Annotated in this window: 22 protein-coding genes and 1 pseudogene; 20 read left to right on the top strand and 3 right to left on the bottom strand. The window is 54.7% G+C overall.

Annotated features, from left to right (window positions below; all coding sequences use genetic code 11):
• Positions 1-45: 45 nt before the first annotated feature.
• Positions 46-1,698: a GMC family oxidoreductase gene (locus ACTWLJ_RS24290; protein ID WP_445178778.1), complete on the bottom strand. Its 1,653-nt coding sequence runs from the start codon at positions 1,696-1,698 to the stop codon at positions 46-48.
• A 133-nt stretch (positions 1,699-1,831) separates the two neighbouring features.
• Here ACTWLJ_RS24290 and ACTWLJ_RS24285 point away from each other — a divergent pair, with 133 nt between their 5' ends.
• The 5 genes from ACTWLJ_RS24285 to ACTWLJ_RS24265 all read left to right on the top strand — a co-directional run bounded on the left by ACTWLJ_RS24285 (position 1,832) and on the right by ACTWLJ_RS24265 (position 6,340).
• Positions 1,832-2,737 carry a LysR family transcriptional regulator gene (locus ACTWLJ_RS24285; RefSeq protein WP_445178777.1) on the top strand — a complete coding sequence of 302 codons (906 nt, stop codon included), beginning with the start codon at positions 1,832-1,834 and terminating at the stop codon, positions 2,735-2,737.
• 86 nt (positions 2,738-2,823) lie between these two features.
• Positions 2,824-3,897, top strand: coding sequence for an NAD(P)-dependent alcohol dehydrogenase (locus tag ACTWLJ_RS24280; RefSeq protein WP_445178776.1), 1,074 nt, complete (start codon positions 2,824-2,826; stop codon positions 3,895-3,897).
• Positions 3,898-4,119: 222 nt separating this feature from the next.
• The gene (locus tag ACTWLJ_RS24275) at positions 4,120-4,956 is read left to right on the top strand and encodes an AraC family transcriptional regulator (RefSeq protein ID WP_445178775.1); all 837 of its coding nucleotides are present in this window, start codon (positions 4,120-4,122) and stop codon (positions 4,954-4,956) included.
• A gap of 68 nt (positions 4,957-5,024) precedes the next feature.
• Positions 5,025-5,603 carry a LysE family translocator gene (locus ACTWLJ_RS24270; protein WP_445178774.1) on the top strand — a complete coding sequence of 193 codons (579 nt, stop codon included), beginning with the start codon at positions 5,025-5,027 and terminating at the stop codon, positions 5,601-5,603.
• 182 nt (positions 5,604-5,785) lie between these two features.
• Entirely contained in the window at positions 5,786-6,340 is a 555-nt protein-coding gene (locus ACTWLJ_RS24265) for a hypothetical protein (protein WP_445178773.1), read from the top strand.
• 302 nt (positions 6,341-6,642) lie between these two features.
• Here ACTWLJ_RS24265 and ACTWLJ_RS24260 read toward each other — a convergent pair whose 3' ends face one another.
• The gene (locus ACTWLJ_RS24260; RefSeq protein WP_445178772.1) at positions 6,643-7,617 is read right to left on the bottom strand and encodes a hypothetical protein; all 975 of its coding nucleotides are present in this window, start codon (positions 7,615-7,617) and stop codon (positions 6,643-6,645) included.
• A gap of 225 nt (positions 7,618-7,842) precedes the next feature.
• Here ACTWLJ_RS24260 and ACTWLJ_RS24255 point away from each other — a divergent pair, with 225 nt between their 5' ends.
• The 15 genes and pseudogenes from ACTWLJ_RS24255 to ACTWLJ_RS24185 all read left to right on the top strand — a co-directional run bounded on the left by ACTWLJ_RS24255 (position 7,843) and on the right by ACTWLJ_RS24185 (position 19,014).
• Positions 7,843-8,139 (top strand): hypothetical protein, encoded by a 297-nt coding sequence (locus ACTWLJ_RS24255; RefSeq protein WP_445178771.1) that lies wholly within the window; start codon positions 7,843-7,845, stop codon positions 8,137-8,139.
• Positions 8,140-8,491: 352 nt separating this feature from the next.
• Complete coding sequence (locus tag ACTWLJ_RS24250) at positions 8,492-8,854, top strand: DUF6124 family protein (protein WP_445178770.1); 363 nt, start codon at positions 8,492-8,494, stop codon at positions 8,852-8,854.
• Positions 8,855-9,415: 561 nt separating this feature from the next.
• Positions 9,416-9,778, top strand: a complete 363-nt coding sequence (locus tag ACTWLJ_RS24245) for a DUF6124 family protein (RefSeq protein ID WP_445178769.1) — start codon at positions 9,416-9,418, stop codon at positions 9,776-9,778.
• 138 nt (positions 9,779-9,916) lie between these two features.
• Positions 9,917-11,458, top strand: coding sequence for a T6SS phospholipase effector Tle1-like catalytic domain-containing protein (locus ACTWLJ_RS24240; RefSeq protein ID WP_445178768.1), 1,542 nt, complete (start codon positions 9,917-9,919; stop codon positions 11,456-11,458).
• A complete protein-coding gene (locus tag ACTWLJ_RS24235; protein ID WP_445178767.1) occupies positions 11,458-12,114 on the top strand; it encodes a DUF2931 family protein in 657 nt (218 codons plus the stop codon). The genes ACTWLJ_RS24240 and ACTWLJ_RS24235 overlap by 1 nt, the downstream gene beginning before the upstream one ends.
• A gap of 28 nt (positions 12,115-12,142) precedes the next feature.
• The gene (locus ACTWLJ_RS24230; RefSeq protein WP_445181409.1) at positions 12,143-12,799 is read left to right on the top strand and encodes a DUF2931 family protein; all 657 of its coding nucleotides are present in this window, start codon (positions 12,143-12,145) and stop codon (positions 12,797-12,799) included.
• 26 nt (positions 12,800-12,825) lie between these two features.
• Positions 12,826-13,479 carry a DUF2931 family protein gene (locus tag ACTWLJ_RS24225; protein ID WP_445178766.1) on the top strand — a complete coding sequence of 218 codons (654 nt, stop codon included), beginning with the start codon at positions 12,826-12,828 and terminating at the stop codon, positions 13,477-13,479.
• Positions 13,480-13,490: 11 nt separating this feature from the next.
• Positions 13,491-13,787, top strand: a pseudogene (locus ACTWLJ_RS24220) (DUF2931 family protein); the annotation flags it as partial.
• Between the two features lie 222 nt (positions 13,788-14,009).
• Entirely contained in the window at positions 14,010-14,663 is a 654-nt protein-coding gene (locus tag ACTWLJ_RS24215; RefSeq protein WP_445178765.1) for a DUF2931 family protein, read from the top strand.
• A gap of 47 nt (positions 14,664-14,710) precedes the next feature.
• Positions 14,711-15,364 (top strand): DUF2931 family protein, encoded by a 654-nt coding sequence (locus ACTWLJ_RS24210; protein ID WP_445178764.1) that lies wholly within the window; start codon positions 14,711-14,713, stop codon positions 15,362-15,364.
• Positions 15,365-15,411: 47 nt separating this feature from the next.
• A complete protein-coding gene (locus ACTWLJ_RS24205) occupies positions 15,412-16,065 on the top strand; it encodes a DUF2931 family protein (RefSeq protein ID WP_445178763.1) in 654 nt (217 codons plus the stop codon).
• A 47-nt stretch (positions 16,066-16,112) separates the two neighbouring features.
• A complete protein-coding gene (locus tag ACTWLJ_RS24200) occupies positions 16,113-16,766 on the top strand; it encodes a DUF2931 family protein (RefSeq protein ID WP_445178762.1) in 654 nt (217 codons plus the stop codon).
• A 47-nt stretch (positions 16,767-16,813) separates the two neighbouring features.
• On the top strand, positions 16,814-17,464 hold the full coding sequence (locus ACTWLJ_RS24195) for a DUF2931 family protein (protein ID WP_445178761.1): 651 nt from the start codon (positions 16,814-16,816) through the stop codon (positions 17,462-17,464).
• A gap of 183 nt (positions 17,465-17,647) precedes the next feature.
• A complete protein-coding gene (locus ACTWLJ_RS24190; protein WP_445178760.1) occupies positions 17,648-18,301 on the top strand; it encodes a DUF2931 family protein in 654 nt (217 codons plus the stop codon).
• 395 nt (positions 18,302-18,696) lie between these two features.
• Complete coding sequence (locus tag ACTWLJ_RS24185; protein WP_445178759.1) at positions 18,697-19,014, top strand: hypothetical protein; 318 nt, start codon at positions 18,697-18,699, stop codon at positions 19,012-19,014.
• A gap of 43 nt (positions 19,015-19,057) precedes the next feature.
• Here the strand turns inward: ACTWLJ_RS24185 and ACTWLJ_RS24180 are convergent, their stop codons facing one another.
• On the bottom strand, positions 19,058-19,357 hold the full coding sequence (locus ACTWLJ_RS24180; protein ID WP_445178758.1) for a hypothetical protein: 300 nt from the start codon (positions 19,355-19,357) through the stop codon (positions 19,058-19,060).
• Positions 19,358-19,369 lie beyond the last annotated feature (12 nt).

The raw sequence follows: 19,369 nt of genomic DNA, 5'->3' as shown, positions 1-19,369 counted from the left end.
GCCTGCTGGCGATGGCGGTGTATCAACTGACATAAATGTTGAGAGTTACTCCGTCATCGCCAGCAGGCTGGCTCCCACAAGGTTTGTGGTTACAGCCGTAGGGTTGAGGATCAATTGCGCCGCCTTCTCCGCAATCATCAGCGTAGGCGAACAAGTATTGCCCGAGGTAATACGCGGCATGATCGACGCATCGGCAATCCGCAAACCCGGCACCCCATGCACGCGCAACTGCGCATCGACCACCGCCTCAGCGTCATTGCCCATGCGGCAGGTACCGACCGGATGGAAAATCGTCGTGCCAATCGCCGCCGCCGCTTCGTGCAATTGCGCTTCGGTTTGCAGGCTCGCCCCAGGCAAATATTCCACCGGATTGAACGCTTGCAGGGCAGGGGCGCTGACGATCCTTCGGGTCAGGCGAATCGCATCCGCCGCCACGCGCAAATCTTCCGGATGGCTCAGATAATTGGGCTGAATCAGCGGCGCGGCTTGCGGGTCTGCCGAATTGATTTCAATGCGTCCGCGACTCTGCGGACGCAAATCACACACCGAAGCGGTAAATGCCGGGAAGCTGTGCAACGGCTCGCCAAAACGCTCCAGCGACAACGGCTGCACGTGATATTCGAGATTCGCCGAAGCCTGCTCCGGTCCGGAACGGGCAAACGCGCCCAACTGACTCGGCGCCATCGACAGCGGTCCGCTGCGGTCGTACAGATAACGCAGGCCCATGCCCATCTTGCCCCACACGCTGCCAGCGATCTGGTTCAGCGTGCGCGCATTTTCCAGCTTGTAGATCAGCCGCAGTTGCAGGTGATCCTGCAAATTGCCGCCCACCCCCGGCAGCTCATGCATCACCCCGATACCGAGGCGTTCCAGCAACGGACGCGGGCCAATTCCGGAGCGCTGCAAAATGCCAGGCGAACCGACGGAACCGGCGCACAACACAATCTCCTGGCGCGCCTTGAAGCGTTTGACCTGACCTTCATGCCGCGCACTGACTGCCGAGGCACGACCGTTTTTCAACAGCACCCGATCCACCTCAACCCCGGTCAATACCGTCAGATTCGCCCGATTACGAATCGGCTTCAAAAACGCCTTCGCCGCGTTCCAGCGCACCCCGGCCTTCTGATTGACCTGGAAGTACCCGCAACCCTCGTTATCGCCCTGATTGAAGTCATCGATGCTGGCGATGCCGCTTTGCTCGGCAGCACTGCGAAACGCATCCAGAATCGGCCACGACAGACGCTGCTGCTCAACCCGCCATTCACCCTTGGCGCCGTGAAATTCAGCGGCGCCGGCAAAGTGGTTTTCGCTTTGTTTGAACAAGGGGAGGACATCGTTCCAGGCCCAGCCCGGATTACCATCCGCTGCCCAGCCGTCATAGTCGCCGGCCTGGCCGCGCATGTAGATCATACCGTTGATCGAGGAACAGCCGCCGAGCACCTTGCCGCGTGGATAGCTCAGGCTACGGCCGTTCAAGCCTGACTGCGCTTGGGTCTTGAAGCACCAGTCGGTGCGCGGATTACCGATGCAGAACAGGTAACCCACAGGAATATGAATCCACGGATAGTTATCGCGCCCGCCCGCTTCAAGCAGCAGCACGCGTTGTTGCGGATCGGCCGAGAGCCGATTGGCCAACAGGCAACCGGCCGGACCGGCGCCGACCACGATGTAGTCGAACTCATCGAGGGAAGTCTGCATTCCCTGACCTCACTTATTGTTTTTGTTGTCAGTCATCCTAGTTGTTAGCTTTCGTCAAAAGAATGTTAGTTTTTGCGCAGCCGCTGTGCGTTTTTAAACAGCACTTACAGACCATAGCCCACAAGGACTGACGATGTTCGACTGGAACGACCTGCGGTTTTTTCTTGAGCTCCAGCGTAGCGGCCGCCTGCTGACCGCTGCCCGCCGTTTGAACACCACCCACGCCACCGTCGCCCGCCATATCGAAGCCATCGAAAAAAGCCTCGGCACCGCACTGTTCGTCCAGCACGCCCAAGGCTACGAAATGACCCCGGCGGGCGAAGCACTGCTGAAACACGCCGAAGCCATGGAAAACGTTGCGCTGCTGGCCCAGGAAGAGATCACCCAATCCACCGCGCCATTGGGCAAAATCCGCGTCGGCGTCACCGAAGGGCTCGGCGTGATGTTCCTCGCCAGCCGCATGATCGGCCTGTTCGAGCGCTACCCGGGTCTGGAAGTGGAACTGGTCGCCGTGCCGCGCTTCGTCAGCATCCTCAACCGCGAAGCGGAAATCAGCATCCACCTCGAACGCCCGGCCGCCGACATGCTGGTCACGCGCAAACTCACCGACTACCGCCTCGCGCTCTACGCCAGCCAAAGCTACCTCGACAACGCGCCACCGCTGCGCAGCCGCGAAGACCTCGGCCGCCACGCGTGGATCGGCTACGTCGACGACCTGCTGTTCAGTCAGGAACTGGTATTCCTCAACAGCTTCTGCCGCAACCCCCGCGTGGTATTTCACAGCACCAGCGTCATCGCCCAGCAACAGGCGGCGAGGTCGGGAATGGGCATTGCCGTGCTGCCTTGTTATATGGCCGCGGATGATCCGGAACTGGTGGCGTTGTTGCCGGAGGAGGGGATTCAGCGCAGTTACTGGATCAGCACCCGCAGGGAGTTGCACAAGTCGGTGCGGTTGCGGGTGGTCTGGGATTATGTGGTGGAGTTGTGCGAGGCGGAGCAGGGGTTGTTACTCGGTGGATCTTCATCCACCAACGATTGATCGATATCAACCTTGCGTCGGTGGCCTCGGAGCAGTCTATAAAAGGTGCTGAACTCACCTAAACGAACTGTGCAGGAGAATCACTCATGGCCATGATGAAAGCGGCGATTTTCGTCGAAAAAAACCGCATCGTCCTTGATGACAAGCCAATCCCCGAGATCGGTCCACTGGATGCGCTGGTGCGGATCACCACTACCACCATCTGCGGCACCGACGTGCATATCCTGCGCGGCGAGTATCCGGTTGCCAAAGGTCTGACCATCGGTCACGAACCGGTGGGCGTGATCGAGAAGCTTGGCTCGCAAGTGCGTGGATTCTTCGAAGGCCAGCGCGTGATCGCCGGCGCCATCACCCCCAGCGGCCAGAGTTACGCCTGCCTGTGCGGCTGCGGCTCGCAGGATGGTCCGGACACCCGCCATGGGTTTCGTGCCGCCGGCGGCTGGAAATTCGGCAACACCATCGATGGCTGTCAGGCGGAATATGTCTTGGTTCCCGATGCACTGGCCAACCTGTGCCCGATTCCCGATGAACTGAGCGACGAACAAGTGCTGATGTGCCCGGACATCATGTCCACCGGGTTCTCCGGCGCCGAGCGCGGCGAGGTCAATATCGGCGACACCGTGGCGGTATTTGCACTCGGCCCGATTGGCCTCTGCGCGATTGCCGGTGCGCGGCTCAAGGGCGCGAGCATGATCATCGGCGTCGATGCGGTGCCTGAGCGCATCAGCGTTGCCCGCAAACTGGGCGCGACCCATGTGGTCAACTTCAAGGATGGCGACGTCGTCGAACAGATCATGGCGCTGACCGACGGGCGCGGTGTCGACGTGTCCATCGAGGCATTGGGCACCCAGGGCACCTTCGAATCCGCGTTGCGCATCCTGCGCCCGGGTGGACGGGTGTCGAGCCTCGGGGTTTACTCCTCCGACCTGCGCATTCCGTATGACGCTTTCGCCGCCGGACTGGGCGATTACAGCATCGTCAGCACCCTGTGCCCGGGCGGCAAAGAGCGCATGCGCCGCTTGATGGCCGTGGTGCAAAGCGGTGGCGTCGACCTGTCGCCGCTGGTGACCCATCGCTACAAGCTGGAGGACATTGAGGCGGCGTATGAACTGTTCGCCCATCAACGCGACGGCGTGATGAAGGTAGCAATCAGCCCTTGAACCCATGCTGCCGGAGGCTGCGATCTTTTGATTTTCAACACATCAAAATCTGAAGGTCGCCCCAGCTCCCCTGTAGGAGTGAGCCTGCTCGCGATGAGGCCAGCCCAGCCACCACATCTCAGTCAGAAGAACGGCGACCACAACCACGCCACTGCACAAACCTTCTAGCCGAACCCGACCATTTGTGGATTACTACCCCCAGCCCATCACCGTACCCAAGCCATGAGCAACTGGATCAACCTCGCCCACGACCGGGAAACCGGGATCGAAACCCTGCACGCGCACTTCGCCGGGCACGCGCACGCGTACGATCCGCACTGGCATGAAACCTATCTGATCGGCTTCACCGAGCAAGGCGTGCAGCGCTTCAACAGTCGCAGGGCGCGGCATGACAGCACGCCGGGCAAGGTCTTCATGCTCGAACCCGGTGATATCCACGACGGCGATGCGCCCAGCCCGGAAGGCTTCACCTATCGCATGCTCTATCTCCAGCCCGCGTGGCTGGAACAGGCAATGGGCGGATTGATGGACGGTGCGGGTGGCGGCTTGCCAGGCATCGGCAGCGTGCTCAACGACGACCCGGCACTGGCCCGGGCAACCTTGCTCGCCTTCAACGCGCTGCATCAGCAAGACGTGCGCATGGTGCGCGAAGTGGCGCTGGACTCGCTGCTGGAACGGCTCGCCGTGCACCTATACAAACGTGCGCAACCACTCGCCGCCAACCGCGCACCGCTGATCGCCCGACAGGCCCGGGATTACCTCATGGCCTATCACGAACAAGACATCAGCCTGCACACGCTGGCCGAGGCGTGCGGCACCGACCGTTTTCGCCTGACCCGAGCGTTCAAGGCAGCCTACGGACTGGCGCCCCACGCCTGGCTGATCCAGCTGCGCCTCAGCCGTGGCCGGCAGATGCTCGCCGCTGGCGTACAGCCAATAGACGTCGCCAGCCGACTCGGTTTCGCTGATCAAAGCCACTTGGGCCGCTGGTTCGTCCGCGCCTACGGCATCACCCCGGGCGCCTATCAACAGCGCGCCATTGGCGTCAGCCGTCGCTGAACAAACGTTCAAGACTGCCACGCCCCGCAACCGACACAGTACGCCCTCAATTCCTACAGGGCCGTGCCATGCTCGCGTTTATCCTCTTTGCCTTCGTCGCCTCCATCACCCCGGGCCCGACCAATCTGATCGTCCTCAGCACCGCCGCCCGACGCGGCTGGCGACCCTGTCTGCCAATCATCCTCGGTGCAGGCGTCGGCGCAGCGTCACTGGTGTGGGTCGCTGGTGCCGGCGCCAGCACGCTGATGCTGCCCGGCGTGCGCCCGATCATCAGCGGCCTCGGGCTGTGCTGGATGTTGTGGCTGGCGTGGCAGATCTTCACCGCGCCGGTCACCGCCATCGACCCGGTCGCCGGCGAAGAAAAGCCCGAAATGGGCCTGATCGGCGCAGCGCTGTTGCAATGGGTCAATCCCAAGTCATGGATGATGGCGATTGCCGTGATCAGCGTATTCACCGCGCAAGGGCAGGGGCTGAACGCACTGTGCCTGGCGTTTTTTCTGGTATCGCTGCCGTGTCTGGCGATCTGGGCACTGCTCGGTCGAGGCGCTGCGCGATGGCTCAGTAACCCGGAGCAGTTGCGCTGGATGAACCGGATATTGGCGGTGCTGTTGGTCATCTCATCGAGTGCTGCGTTGTTGCACGGGTGATCAACTCTAATTCTTGAGCGAGCAGGGCATTCCCCAGGTAACCACAATCTTGTGGGAGCCGGGCTTGCCCGCGAAGTGGCCAGCCCAGTCACCATATTTCAATCAGAACAATGAACATCTGCGCTCCAAATCAGGTATCCATCAATGCAGTTGTATTGAACGGATTGCTCGCGATAGCTTTGATGCCCGTTCTGAAACTCGAGCCGCTACCGATGCCATTACATGAATGCCCGCATACCTTTGAAGAGCTGGCCGCAACCGTTCTGCCGGCACATATGAGCCGAATGCAGAACGCCCTGAAAGATCCACGAGAGATGAGCGCGTTCGCGGCGTCAGGTATTGGTGTTCAGTCATTGCTCAAACGGTTCGATCTTCCCCGAGATTTTTCCGGTTGCTACGTTTTGATAGACCAGGGCTCGCCAATCTACGTTGGTATCTCCAGAAGTGTGATCAGTCGCCTTCGCCAGCACGTCTTTGGCAAAACACATTTCGACGCGAGCTTGGCGTTTCGCGTTGCGATGGCCAAACACCCCGACCGGACAATCACCAAACTCACCAGAGCGAAAGCGATGGACGATCCATTGTTTGGGACCTCGTTCGCTGAGGCGCAGACCTATCTGAGGTCGCTACAAGTGGCGGCCATTGACATCCAGAACGCGCTTGAGCTCTACGTTTTTGAACCGTATTGCGCACTGGCTCTAGATACGCACCAGTGGAATTCTTTTGAAACCCATTGATGTGCAGTCCGCTCGAGATATCTGCGCTGGAGCTGTTTCCTTGCAAGACAGGTGGGGCTTATGGATCAGTTACCCCACTCTCGGTAAGTACCGGCGTGCAGGGCGAGGGCAGCCAGATGGTGGTCAGTTTCCCAATTTTGACATTCACGCGCAGAGGTTCCATCTGCATGGCGGCGGCGCCGGGGTGGATGAGTTTTCGAGCAGAAGGGGGAGGGTGGCGAAGTCGTTCATGGCGCCGAGGATGGCGCCATGATGAGGGAGGTGCAGCCTGTATTAAGTGTAGGGGGTACAACATCTCAAATTTAGTCGATAACAATATCGATTGCGGCGTCGATCCCTATTTCCTTAAGTTGCTCCAAGAATGAGGTTCTTGGTATGGGGTAGGGATGAATGTAAACGATCACTCTCCCCTTTATGTCGGCGAGGCGTACATTATCTGTCAAAGTTGATCGTTGGTCTGGCTGCACGCCTACTGCCGGATTCTGGCCGTGTTTTTTACCATCGAGTACACTGGTAAATCGGTTGGCTGAATCAAACGCAAGTGAAGTGTTTTTCTTGGAGTCGTTAACCCGTTTAATCAGCTCGTCAGGCGTGAAGGCATTGGTTGACGCCATGGGAGTACCTTGGGGCTGAGCGCCAAGTTGGTTGGTTAGTGCGCTTCTCAGTTGTTTAACTGTTGTATTGTTTGTGTCCAGTGTGAAAATTGCAGCTTGAAAGTTAATAAAGGTGTCATGCATTCGAACGACGGCTATTTTCTCAATTTTTTTAGGGCGAAGATATTTCAGGCGCTCGGCTTCGGCTTCTTTAAGGTCTGCCAAGCGTTTGTCTTCGTGCTCTTGTTTCCTATCCGCTTCTAGTTCTTCGGGGCTGCGAGGTGAGAGGCCTTTTTCCATTAGGTTTTTTAGCCAATATTTATAGGCGGCAGGGTCAACGAGAACTCCGTCTAGAATCAGCCAAGAGTCAGTTACTTCGTCTGGAATAGTTATAAAAAGTATACGTTGGGTATCGGCGTAATTGGTTATGTTATATTTTTTCTTTAGGTAATTGGCGTTGGATAATGAAATTGGGTCTTCGGCTGTTTCAGGTGTGTTGATGGGGGTTAGATTATTTGCTTGGAGTATTAGCCCGAGTGCTTCTTTCTTTTCGTCTGATGATACGGGGGGGAGTAGTGTTATCTCCCCAAAAATAGATATTTTCGAGAAGTCGTTGGTTGTATTGGTTGCATGGCTATATCTTTCAAGACCTTCAAGAAGGGTCATGTATGCTAGCTGGCTCATGATGGCGCCGCTCTGAGGGATGGATAGCTATTCTTGTTTGTTTGGTACTTTGTTTGCACTGTGATAACTGACAGTTTTTTATGTTTTTTGGAAATTGGTGCTATACCATTCAGAACTATTTCACCTCGAAGAGTCAGCTAAGGTGAGGTAATTCGGCAGTGCTTAGATGAGTGAGTAGTCCATCGCGGATCAAATTTCGTTTCCGTAGACCCCAGCACTTCTCGGTTGTCTTTCACCAGCGCATTCCATTTCGCCACCGTATTGGTGGACCCTGACAATCTCGCGCCTCTTATCGAACGGCTGAAGATTCTGGCGTCGATGGAAGCTCATAAATCGATGCTGCAATTCCATCCAGGAACACGGGTAAGCTTCGACTCACCCAGTGGTGAGCGCCCGCCCGGTACCGTCATGCAGCTCAACTGCGAGACCGTCAAACCTGATGCCACCCCCGTAGGAGCTGCCGAAGGCTGCGATCTTTTGAACTCAACTCCCATTCAGCAAAGATCTGCATCGCTGCTCTAAACAGCAAACCCCGAGGCTGTTTAAAGCGAATGCTCAGTCACTACCGGTTGCCTACAACGCCTTGCGCCATCGGCTACGACTAAGCCAGAATCCGCCGGCTTGTGCGTCTGGGGCGCGGGTTCTATCGTTTGCCGGTCACTGAAAAACAGTGATCGGGTTTGGTAGCCCGGTGTTAGATGTACAGGTCCATCATCGCCGAGATTCTTTGTCTCGGATTTATGGTGGTCATGTACAGGGCGTCCTAGGGCGCGCCGGAACCTAACACCCGGTCTACCAACCTGTGCATGGCCGCCACCCTTCGTTTGGTAGCGAAAGGGTGAAGCCTCCACTAAATGTGTTAGGAGCTTCATCAATGATCAAACCAACACCCAACCCGCCAGAATCAGATCCCGTTTCCCCCTACGAATCCCTCGATTCCAAAAAACTCCACGAAGCCGCCGAACGCGCCCTCGATCATTACCTCACACCCGCCAGCCTGATCATGGCCAGCACCAACAAACCCGAACCGATGTACCTCGCCAACCCCAAGTGCGACACCGAATCCCTGCTGGCCAACGCCAGCGAAACCCTCGGCTCGGCCACCACCATGCTCAACAACTTCGCCGCGCTGCTCGACAACTCACACCGCAAAACCGCACTCGGCATCGCGCAAATAGTCATGTTGAGCGAACTGGCCGTAAATCAGGCGCTGGACAACGTCGAAATCCCCAACTGACACCCGCGAAGACGAGGGGAAACCCTCGTCACGAATAGCCGACCTGGTAGCCGGCACAGAGGCATCAACCGGTGGGCTAATTTGAATGATCGATGACTGGGGGCCTGAACCAATCAACCCTAACGCCACAACCCCTGTAGGAGCTGCCGAAGGCTGCGATCTTTTGACCTCAACCCCCATTCAGCAAAGATCTGCAACGCTGCTCTAAACGGCAAACCCCGAGTCTGTTTAAAGCGAATGCTCAGTCACTTCCGGTTGCCTACAACGCCTTGCGCCATCGGCTACGACTAAGCCAGAATCCGCCGGCTTGTGCGTCTGGGGCGCGGGTTCTATCGTTTGCCGGTCACTGAAAAACAGTGATCGGGTTTGGTAGCCCGGCATAACTAGTCGCATAGCGCACCGTTCTCAGACCTCATTCGGTCTGTGCTCAATGGTGGCCATGCGCAGGGCACCTTCGGGTGCGCCGGGTTCCTAGTTACCGGTCTACCAACCCGCGCATGGCCGCCACCCATCGTTTGGTAGCGAGGGTGAAGGCTCCTTTTAGTAATTAGGAGTTTCACTATGTTCAAAGTCACGCCCAACCCACCAGAATCAGATCCAGTTTCCCCATACGAATCCGTCGATTCGAAAAAACTCCACGAAGCCGCCGAACGCACCCTCGATCACTACCTCACACCAGCCAGCCTGATCATGGCCAGCACCAACAAACCCGAACCGATGTACCTCGCCAACCCCAAGTGCGACACCGAATCCCTGTTGGCCAACGCCAGCGAAACCCTAGGCTCGGCCACCACCATGCTCAACGACTTCGCCGCACTGCTCGACAACTCGCACCGCAAAACTGCACTCGGCATCGCGCAAATAGTCATGTTGAGCGAACTGGCCGTAAACCAGGCGCTGGACAACGTCGAAATCCCGAACTGACACCCGCGAAGGCGAGGGGAAACCCTCGTCACAACACGTTGTCTGAGCAGGGCTGGCACTCGGCCACGCCTTGCGCCACCCAGCCCCGACTGTCACCCTTCGGGCCGTTCTTCAAGGATCAGAACAAGGAATCAAGGATTGAGTGGCTACGTTCCCAACCCCCCGAAAAACTTCCGCTACGAAGAAGCCAAACCCGTAGATATTCACGCCCAGCGCTGGGCTGAGTACGAAAAACACGGGAAAGAACCCGCACCCGAACCCGAGAAAATCGGCATCGCGCTGAGGATTGGCGTGTTCTTTGACGGCACTGGCAACAATGCGAATAACACGGCAGCTGGGCTGCTGTGCGGTGCGCAGCATCCGATTGCGCCGCAGGATATTCCGGCTAGTTGTCAGCCTTATATGAGTGATCCGGATAGCAGCTATGGTGCTGGGCTCACCAATGTGAAGAAATTACATTCCCTATATAAAAAAACCCAAAAAGCCCAAGGTGATAGCTCTCTCAAGTACGTATCACGTCCTGTCTATGTCGACGGTATAGGTACCGTTAACGATAAAAAAGACAGCGCCATGGGTTCTGGGTTGGGACGGGGTGCTACTGGTGTTTCAGGTCGTGTACAGGCGTCTTTCGCTCAAATCAAAGAGGCTGTTGAGGACGTTCTACAAGATAATCCCGACAGTGAAATAGTCTCTCTGACTTTTGATACGTTTGGCTTCAGCCGTGGCGCAGCTGCAGCACGGCACTTTTCGAACGAAATTGTCAGAGGCAAGCAAGGGCCGTTAGGAGACTTGCTTAATCAGAGCGCCAAAGACTTCAGCCGAAATTTTGATAGTCAGTATGGAAGCGGAATCAATATGGGGTTTATCGGACTATTCGATACGGTGCCCTCTATTGCCGGTTTCACTAATTTTGGTCAGGTGCAAAGCCCCATCGCACCCGGCGTTAAGCTGTATCTGGATCGCAGGTTTTTCAAAGATGTTGTCCATCTTGTAGCCCGTGATGAGTGCCGCGCAAACTTCGCTCTCAGTCGAGTGAAGCCCGATCACCCGGAGTACACGCTTCCTGGTGTTCACTCAGATATCGGTGGCAGCTATCTCGATGAAGTCGAGGAGTGCGTATTGGTCAGTCCTATGCAAACACTCACGGTTTCCCTCTACACCGACGTTACAACCACATCGATCTACCATGACGCTGAACGCGTAAAAAGCCAGTGGATCGGTAAAGGCTGGCCTGCTCATTTACTGGAAGTTGTCACCCCTACCGCGGTTGAGCTCCCAAAGGATAATCAAGACAGACTCGCGCCTAGAGAGAAACGCGTGTACGCCGCTCTACAACTCAAACGCCCAGTCAGCGGTAAGCTCTCAAGAATTTATCTCAGAGTGATGTATCAACTGGCAAAGGAAAAAGGCGTTCAGTTCGCCGACATGCCCGCAGATGCCGAGCATTCCATTCCTCAGGAATTGCAATCCCTGTGCGACCGCTTCGTCGCCGGTGACTACCGCACCACTCCAGAAGAAGAAAAACTGCTGATGCTGAACTACATCCATACATCCGCTAACTGGAATCATCCTCTTGGAAGAAAGGATGGCAGTGGCATCGATGCTGTTTACATCAACGCCCCGACGGAAGACGCAGTTCGCGTACAACACCCACATGTACCTGAAAGGAACCTTTGGTAATGAAGGCAATGATCGCGCTGCTGGGCGCTTTATTCTTGGCAGGCTGCCAGAGTGCGGGTTCGGAAAGCGGTGAGAGTGACCCCAAGTCTCCCTCGTGGGAGCTGGGTTTCATTGAGCCCGACTACATGAAGGTCTGGGTAGAAGACAGCTCAGTTAAGGACATCAATAATAGAGTGTTTTTCAGAGTGGGCGGGAGCTCTGCTGCTGGGGGGGAACCAGAAGATGGCACGCCGTCTGCCCGGGGTTGGGGTCCAGTGAGTGGCTCCGGAATTCCAGTGACAGGCTCGGATCTTCCAAAGCTGATTTTCGTCCGTTGGCAATCCATATCAGAGCAAAAAACCTATAAAGGTTTCATTGATATTCCAGAAGAAGCCAGGCAGTTAATGGTGAAATCAACACACCAACGCTGTCCGGAGACTCCTGAAAAAACGGCACGATACATGGCAACGCTTTACGTGGGGTTGGCCCCTGGTGGTGTGCTGCAAGCGTGGGTCAGAGACTCATGTCGACGTCCGATCAAAGTCGCTCGAGCTCAAGGTGAAATCGAACCACTCGGCCCGGAGCAGGGGAAGAATGGGGGAGGATATGCCTATCCCGTCAGCCAGAATGCTAAGCGGTACATCGAGAAATACGGAATTCCGTATGAGAGCTGGTAATAGCCACACAAGTTTGGACTCGCGGATGTTGAAAGCCACGGTTTCCCTGCTGGGCTGTTTACTGTTGGCAGGCTGCCAGGCCGGAGGCGCCCATACGGGCAAAAATGACCCTAAATATTCATGGTGGGAGTTAGTGTTCGTTGAGCCGAACTATATGAAGGTTTGGGTAGAGGACAGCTCCGTTCAAGATATTAATGACAAGGTCTTTTCCAGAGCAGGAAAAAGCACTGCCGCTTCGGGAGAGCCCGACATTGGCACCGAGTCGGCTCGAGGCTGGGGAGCTGTGACTGGATCGGGAATGCCGGTCACAGGTGCCGATCTGCCAAAACGGATATCTGTACGCTGGCAGTCGATAACAGAGCAAAAAACCTATCGCGGTTTTATTGATATTCCTGAAAAAGCCAGGCAATTGATGATGAGCTCCACGCACGAGCATTGCGCTGAAACACCCGATAAAACAGCTCGATTCATGGCTTCACTTTACGTAGGCCTCGCCCCCGGGGGCGTACTACAGGCATGGGTAAAAGACTCCTGTCGAAATCCGATTAAGGTTGCTCGTGGCCAGGCAGAGATTGAGCCACTAGGTGCACAGCAGGGGAAGAATGGCGGTAGTTATGCCTATCCAGTAAGTGAAAAGGCGAAGAAATATATTGAGAAGTACGGCATCCCTTATGGGAGTTGGTAGTACCTACCTGACTGGACGCTTTGGTAATGAAATTTCTTGTGACCCTGCTTTGCATGGCTTTCATGGCTGGCTGTCATGCTGATCCACTTTCAGCAAAGAACGATCCGAAATCTCCATGGTGGGAACTCGCCTTCACAGAGCCTCGCTACATGAAGGTGTGGGTTGAAGACAGTGCCGTTGAGGACATCAATGGAAAGATGTTTGTGCGTACTGGCGGTGGAACTGCAGCGGGTGGCCAACCAGAAGACGGCACAGAATCTGCTCGTGGATGGCACGGCTTGGGCGCTTCGGCAAAAGCAGTAGTAGGTGCAGACCTTCCCAAGCGAATCTATGTCCGCTGGCAATCTATCGTAGAGCCGCAAACCTACAAGGTCTGGATAGACATCCCCGAAGAAGCCCGGCAGGCAATGCAGGAATCGGTAAATCAACGTTGTGCGGAAACCCCAGACCAGACAGCTAGCTACATCGCATCTATCTACCTAGGGCTTGCTCCAGGTGGGGTTGTGCAAGTCTGGGTCAGAGATTCATGTCACCGTCCTGTCAAAGTTGCTAGAGCCCAAGCCGAGATTGAACCGCTAGGTCCGAGTCAGGGTAAAAATCAGGGGCGCTACGCTTATCCCGTCAATGAGAAGTCAAAGCGTTACATCGAGAAATTCGGTATTCCGTATGGGAGTTGGTAAGCCGCCAACTCATGAAACAGTTAATGATTCTGCTATGCGTATTGTTGGTTTCCGGTTGTGAGACTGATCCACTATCAGCAAAAAACGACCCCCAGTCACCATGGTGGGAACTTGGGTTCGCCGAACCGTACGACATGAAAGTTTGGGTCGAAGACACGGCTGTGGAGGACATCAAAGGTAAGACCTTCCTGCATACCGGTGGCGGGTCCGCCTCGGGCGGCCAGCCAGAAGAGGGAACAGAATCTGCGAGAGGCTGGCACGGCGTGGGTAGCAACGGAAAGGTAGTTGTCGGAGCCGACCTACCAAAATGAATCCCGCGGAACTCATCGTGATCTCGGAAAAATTGATGGCCTACGCGCAGGGCAAAAGCAAAACGCCCGGGCTGAGTTCTCAAGAAGGAGAGTTGCTGTTCCAACGATATGTCCACCTATCAGAAAATTGGAACGCCACCAAAAATTTGAATAATAGCGATCTAGACGTGGTTTTTATCAATCGCCCCAACGATGAGTCCATTCGCACGGTGCACCCTAATGAATAGTGTTTTGCGTATCGTCACTACCTTGCTGTTGCTCAGTGGCTGCACCGCTGCCAATAGCGCGTCATTGCCCTACGACGCTTGGCGGCTTGGATTCTCTTCACCGAATTATATGGAGGTCTGGATCGAGACAGCGGATGTCATAGATATGCAGGGGATTGTCTATAGACGTGCCATGAGTGGCGTCTCTGCTATTCAGACGCCCCCCAACAATTCTGGAGATCCTAGAGGTTGGCCTTTACGACCCGGCTGGGGTAAAGGTAAGTATGTAACGGGCGCTGACTTGCCAAAAAAAATATTTGTCCGCTGGCAATCATTGGTCGAGCCCCAAACGTACAAAATGTCTATCGATATTCGTGACTCAACCAGAGAGATTATGCGAAAGGGTGAAAAGACTTTCTGTGCGGCAGATGGAAAATGGATTACGGGCTATCGTAAGGCGATTGTTATCGGTCTCGCTCCCGGTGGCATTGCCAAAGTATGGGCAACTGGACCTTGCCTGACGCCCATTGAAATCACACGGGTACAAGCCGAAGTTGATCCACGTGGGCCATATGAAGGCAAGGCTGGAGGCGAGTACGATTCACTCTCCGATGAGTCCAAGGCATATGTCGAAAAATTTGGCGTGCCATACGGTTCATGGAAGTGACAGCGAGTGGAATACGGACGGACATTCTGTACGCACCGTGCACCCCAATGACTAACTTGATCCGTATCGCGCTGGTTGCGTTTCTACTCATTGGCTGTACTTCTGCTCACAGCCAGTCAATGCCTTACAAATCATGGTATCTCGGGTTCACTGCACCTGATTACATGGAAGTCTGGATCGAAACGGCCGATGTCGTCGATATTCAGGACCATACGTATCCACGTGCGATGAGCGGGGTGGCGTCCATATCAACGCCGCCTAACAACTCCGGTGATCCCAGAGGCTGGCCGAAAATAGCTGGTATCGGTAAAGGTAAAAATGTTACTGGAGCCGACTTACCCCAACAGATTTATGTCCGCTGGCAATCACTGGTCGAACCGCAAACCTATCTGATGGTGATTAAAATCCCGGAGGCGACTCGGGAGCTGATGCGCAAAGGTGAAAAGGTCTTCTGTTCATATGGTGGAGAAGGGATCATCGGTTATCGTGATTCAATCGGCATAGGGCTGGTTCCAGGAGGTATTGCCAAAGTCTGGATAGGCGGCTCCTGCCTGACACCAATCGAGGTGATGACAGTGAAAGCCGTAATTGATCCGCGTGGGCCATATGAAGGCAAGGCTAGTGGCGAGTACGATTCACTCTCCGATGAGTCCAAGGCATATGTCGAAAAATTTGGCGTGCCATACGGTTCATGGAAGTGACAGCGAATTGAATATGGACAGACATTCTGTGCGCACCGTGCACCCCAATGACTAACTTGATCCGTATCGCGCCGGTTGTGCTTTTGCTGAGTGGCTGCACTTCAGCCAACAGCCAGTCAATGCCCTACAAAGCATGGACGCTGGGGTTCTCTGCGCCAGATTACATGGAGGTATGGATCGAAACAGCCGATGTGGTCGACATTCAGAACCATGTGTTTCAACGTGCGGCAAGTGGTATCGCGTCAATGCAATCTCCTCCCAACAACACGGGCAATCCACGTGGTTGGCCGAAAAGAGGGCCTGTAGGTAGCGGCAAACGTGTCACAGGCGCTGACTTGCCCCAACAGATTTATGTCCGCTGGCAGTCGCTGGTTGAACCGCAAACCTACCTGATGGTGATTAAAATCCCAGAGTCGACTCGGGAACTCATGCGCAAGGAGGAAAAGGCGTTCTGTTCATTAACTGGCGAATGGACAACCCGTTATCGTGATTCAATCGGCATAAGGCTGATTCCTGGAGGTATTGCCAGAGTCTGGGTTGGCGGTCCTTGTCTGGCACCTATCGAGGTGACTACGGTGAAAGCAGTGATTGATCCGAGAGGCCCGTATGAAGGAAAGTCTGGAGGTAAGTACGATTCACTCTCCGATGATTCCAAAGCCTATGTTGAAAAATTTGGTGTGCCATACGATTCATGGAAGTGACAGCGAATTGAATATGGACAGACATTCTGTATGCACCGTGCACCCCAATGACTAACTTGATCCGTATCGCGCTGATTGCGTTTCTACTCAGTGGCTGTACTTCTGCTTACAGCCAGTCAATACCTTACAAATCATGGGAGCTCGGGTTCTCGGCACCTGACTACATGGAGGTCTGGATCGAGACAGCCGATGTCGTCGACATTCAAAATCATGTGTTTCAACGTGCGGCGAGTGGTATCGCATCTATGCAATCACCTCCCAACAACGCGGGCAATCCACATGGCTGGCCGAAAAGAGGGCGCGCCGGAGGAGGAAAACGTGTCACAGGAGCTGACTTGCCACAACAGATTTATGTCCGCTGGCAATCCTTGGTCGAACCGCAAACCTACCTGATGGTCGTTAAAATTCCTGAGGCGACCCGGGAAATCATGCGCAAGGGGGAAAAAGCTTTCTGCACCGCCGACGGGAGATGGATCACTGGGTATCGTGACTCAATCGGCATAAGATTGGTGCCCGGAGGCATCGCCAAAGTCTGGGTTGGTGGTCCTTGCATGACGCCAATCGAAGTCACTACAGTGAAAGCCGTGATTGATCCACGTGGACCTTATGAAGGCAAGTCCGGGGGGCACCATCGGCCTCTTTCAGCCGCTTCAAAAGCCTATGTCGAAAAATTTGGTGTGCCATATGATTCATGGAAGTGATAGCAAGTTGAATATGGACGGACGTTCAGTACGCACAGCGCCCCCCTATGATTAACTTGATCCGTATTGCACTGATCATTTTCCTGCTCAGTGGATGCACTTCTGCTCACAGCCAGTCAATGCCTTACAAAGCATGGGCGCTGGGGTTCTCGGCTCCTGCCTATATGGAGGTCTGGATCGAAACAGCCGATGTCGTTGACATTCAGAATCATGTGTACCCACGCGCGATGAGTGGCGTAGCGTCAATGATAAAACCTCCGAATAACACTGGTGATCCGAGAGGCTGGCCGAAAAGAGGGGCCATCGGCAGCGGAAAACGTGTAACAGGGGCCGACTTACCCCAGCAGATCTATGTCCGCTGGCAATCGCTGGTCGAACCGCAGACCTACCTGATGGTGGTTAAAATCCCGGAGTCGACCCGGGAACTCATGCGCAAAAGTGAAAAAACCGTCTGCTCATCTGGGGAATCGATCACTGGTTATCGTAATTCAATCGGCATAAGACTGGTTCCCGGTGGTATCGCCAAAGTCTGGGTCGGCGGTTCTTGCATGACACCGATCGAGGTGGCTACGGTGAAGGCCGTGATTGATCCGCGTGGCCCGTATGAAGGCAAGTCTGGAGGTCACCACCGGCCACTTTCAGAAGTATCCAAAGCCTATGTCGAAAAATTTGGTGTGCCATACGATTCATGGAAGTGACTTAATGGCGAGTTGAATATTGGTTGTCGATCTGTAGGTACGGTGCATCCAGATGCATGACTTTTCCCGTGCCGCACTAGCCGCTTTCCTGTTCAGTGGCCTCACTTCTATAAGGAAGTCTTGATCTAAACGGCTGACGTCATCGACATTCAAACCATGTGTACCTGACTAATCGATTTAGTAATGAAATTTCTAGTGTCCTTGCTTTGCATGGCTTTCATGGCTGGCTGTCATGCTGATCCGCTTTCAGCAAAGAACGATCCCAAGTCTCCATGGTGGGAACTTGGGTTCGCCGAACCGTACTACATGAAAGTTTGGGTCGAAGACACGGCTGTGGAGGACATCAAAGGTAAGACCTTCCTGCATACCGGTGGAGGGTCCGCCTCGGGCGGCCAGCCAGAAGACGGAGCAGAATCGGCGAGAGGCTGGCACGGCGTGGGTAGCAACGGAAAGGCAGTTGTCGGAGCCGACCTCCCAAAACGAATCTACGTTCGTTGGCAATCCATCGTTGAACCGCAAACTTATAGCGTCTGGTTGGAAATACCCGAGGACGCCAGACAACTAATGTACTCATCCGTAAATCGACGCTGTGCAGCGGCACCAGAGCAAGAAGCACGTTCTATCTCGTCTCTCTACCTGGGCCTCGCTCCCGGTGGCGTCGTGCAGGTCTGGGTGAGGAACTCGTGCCACCATCCCATCAAGGTAGCGAGAGCCCAAGCGGAAATCGAACCGATGGGACCGAGTCTGGGTAAGAATCATGGCCGGTATGCGTACCCGGTAAGTGAAAAGTCCAAACGTTACATCGAGAAGTACGGTATCCCGTATGGGAGTTGGTGAAATTCTGGAGCAGGGTGCGAATCATTTTTCAGCAGTTTCTATTTTGAGTTCTCTTGTTTTTTGACAGGTTTCGATTCAATGGATTGGCTTAGCCAATGACTGCTTTCGGCCCATAGTGTGTAAAAATGTTTTTCAGCGCGATTGGTGTCCAAAGTAGAACCGCAAATCGTGTTTCTACGCAAAATCTAGGTCTGCCAACCAGCCGATAAATTTCAGATTTGGCATAGAAGCGCCAACTTCAATTTTAGCTCAGCGTTTTTACACACTCTGGGCCAAAAGCTGACGATCCTGTGATGCATTGATAGTCTGTATATGGGCTCGCCGGCTAGGCCTTTTTTTCTTAAACTAATCAGGCTTCACACCCAGCACCGAACGCATGAACCAAGGATATCCCGATGACCCTGGCTGACTTGAAACGGCTATCAATATCTCAAAGCGAACTGGTTCTTCCTTATCCCCACGCGCTTACAGCTTTGCAACTCCTGGAGGCAACTGGCGCTATCCTGATGGGTTGGGAGGGATGGTTACGCTATCCAGACGGCAGGCTGGGACATTCGGACGTGCACCAGGGCACCACTGACACTTCAGCGATTTCTTCATCAGAGGCGTATAGCTGGACCATGGCTTCCATGACCCTGTCGCATAAGGAACACGAACTCCAAAACGAAACTACCGATATCAAGCTGCTTTTTTGCATCGTTGTAAATGCTTGAAAATGCCCCGCTGAAGTCGACCGGTTGAATCCGGCCAGAGCGGTCATCCAGGTTGGGCGTCATCCGGATTGATTTCGTCTTCGACGTCAAATCTACTCAACAATGTGGCTCCATCCGAAACACCAAGAATCTGATCAATTGCGGCTATTTTCTGGGTCACACAGTCGAGTTGAAAGTCAGCGTTGCTGTATGCAGCCTCCGCCTCATTGTGGAGTGCATAGGCCATATGGGCCGCAACACGGACGCTCAATGGAGCATCTACATCACTGCCCAGATAATCTGCAAGCAACGTCCTGATCTCTATCAGTGCAAGCGCGAGTAGCCTGGTTTGAGCAGTCTGCATAAAGGTATCCCG

Source organism: Pseudomonas sp. McL0111 (assembly GCF_052567255.1).
Note: the sequence above shows the minus strand (reverse complement) of the source record. Positions and strands in the feature narration are given on the sequence as shown.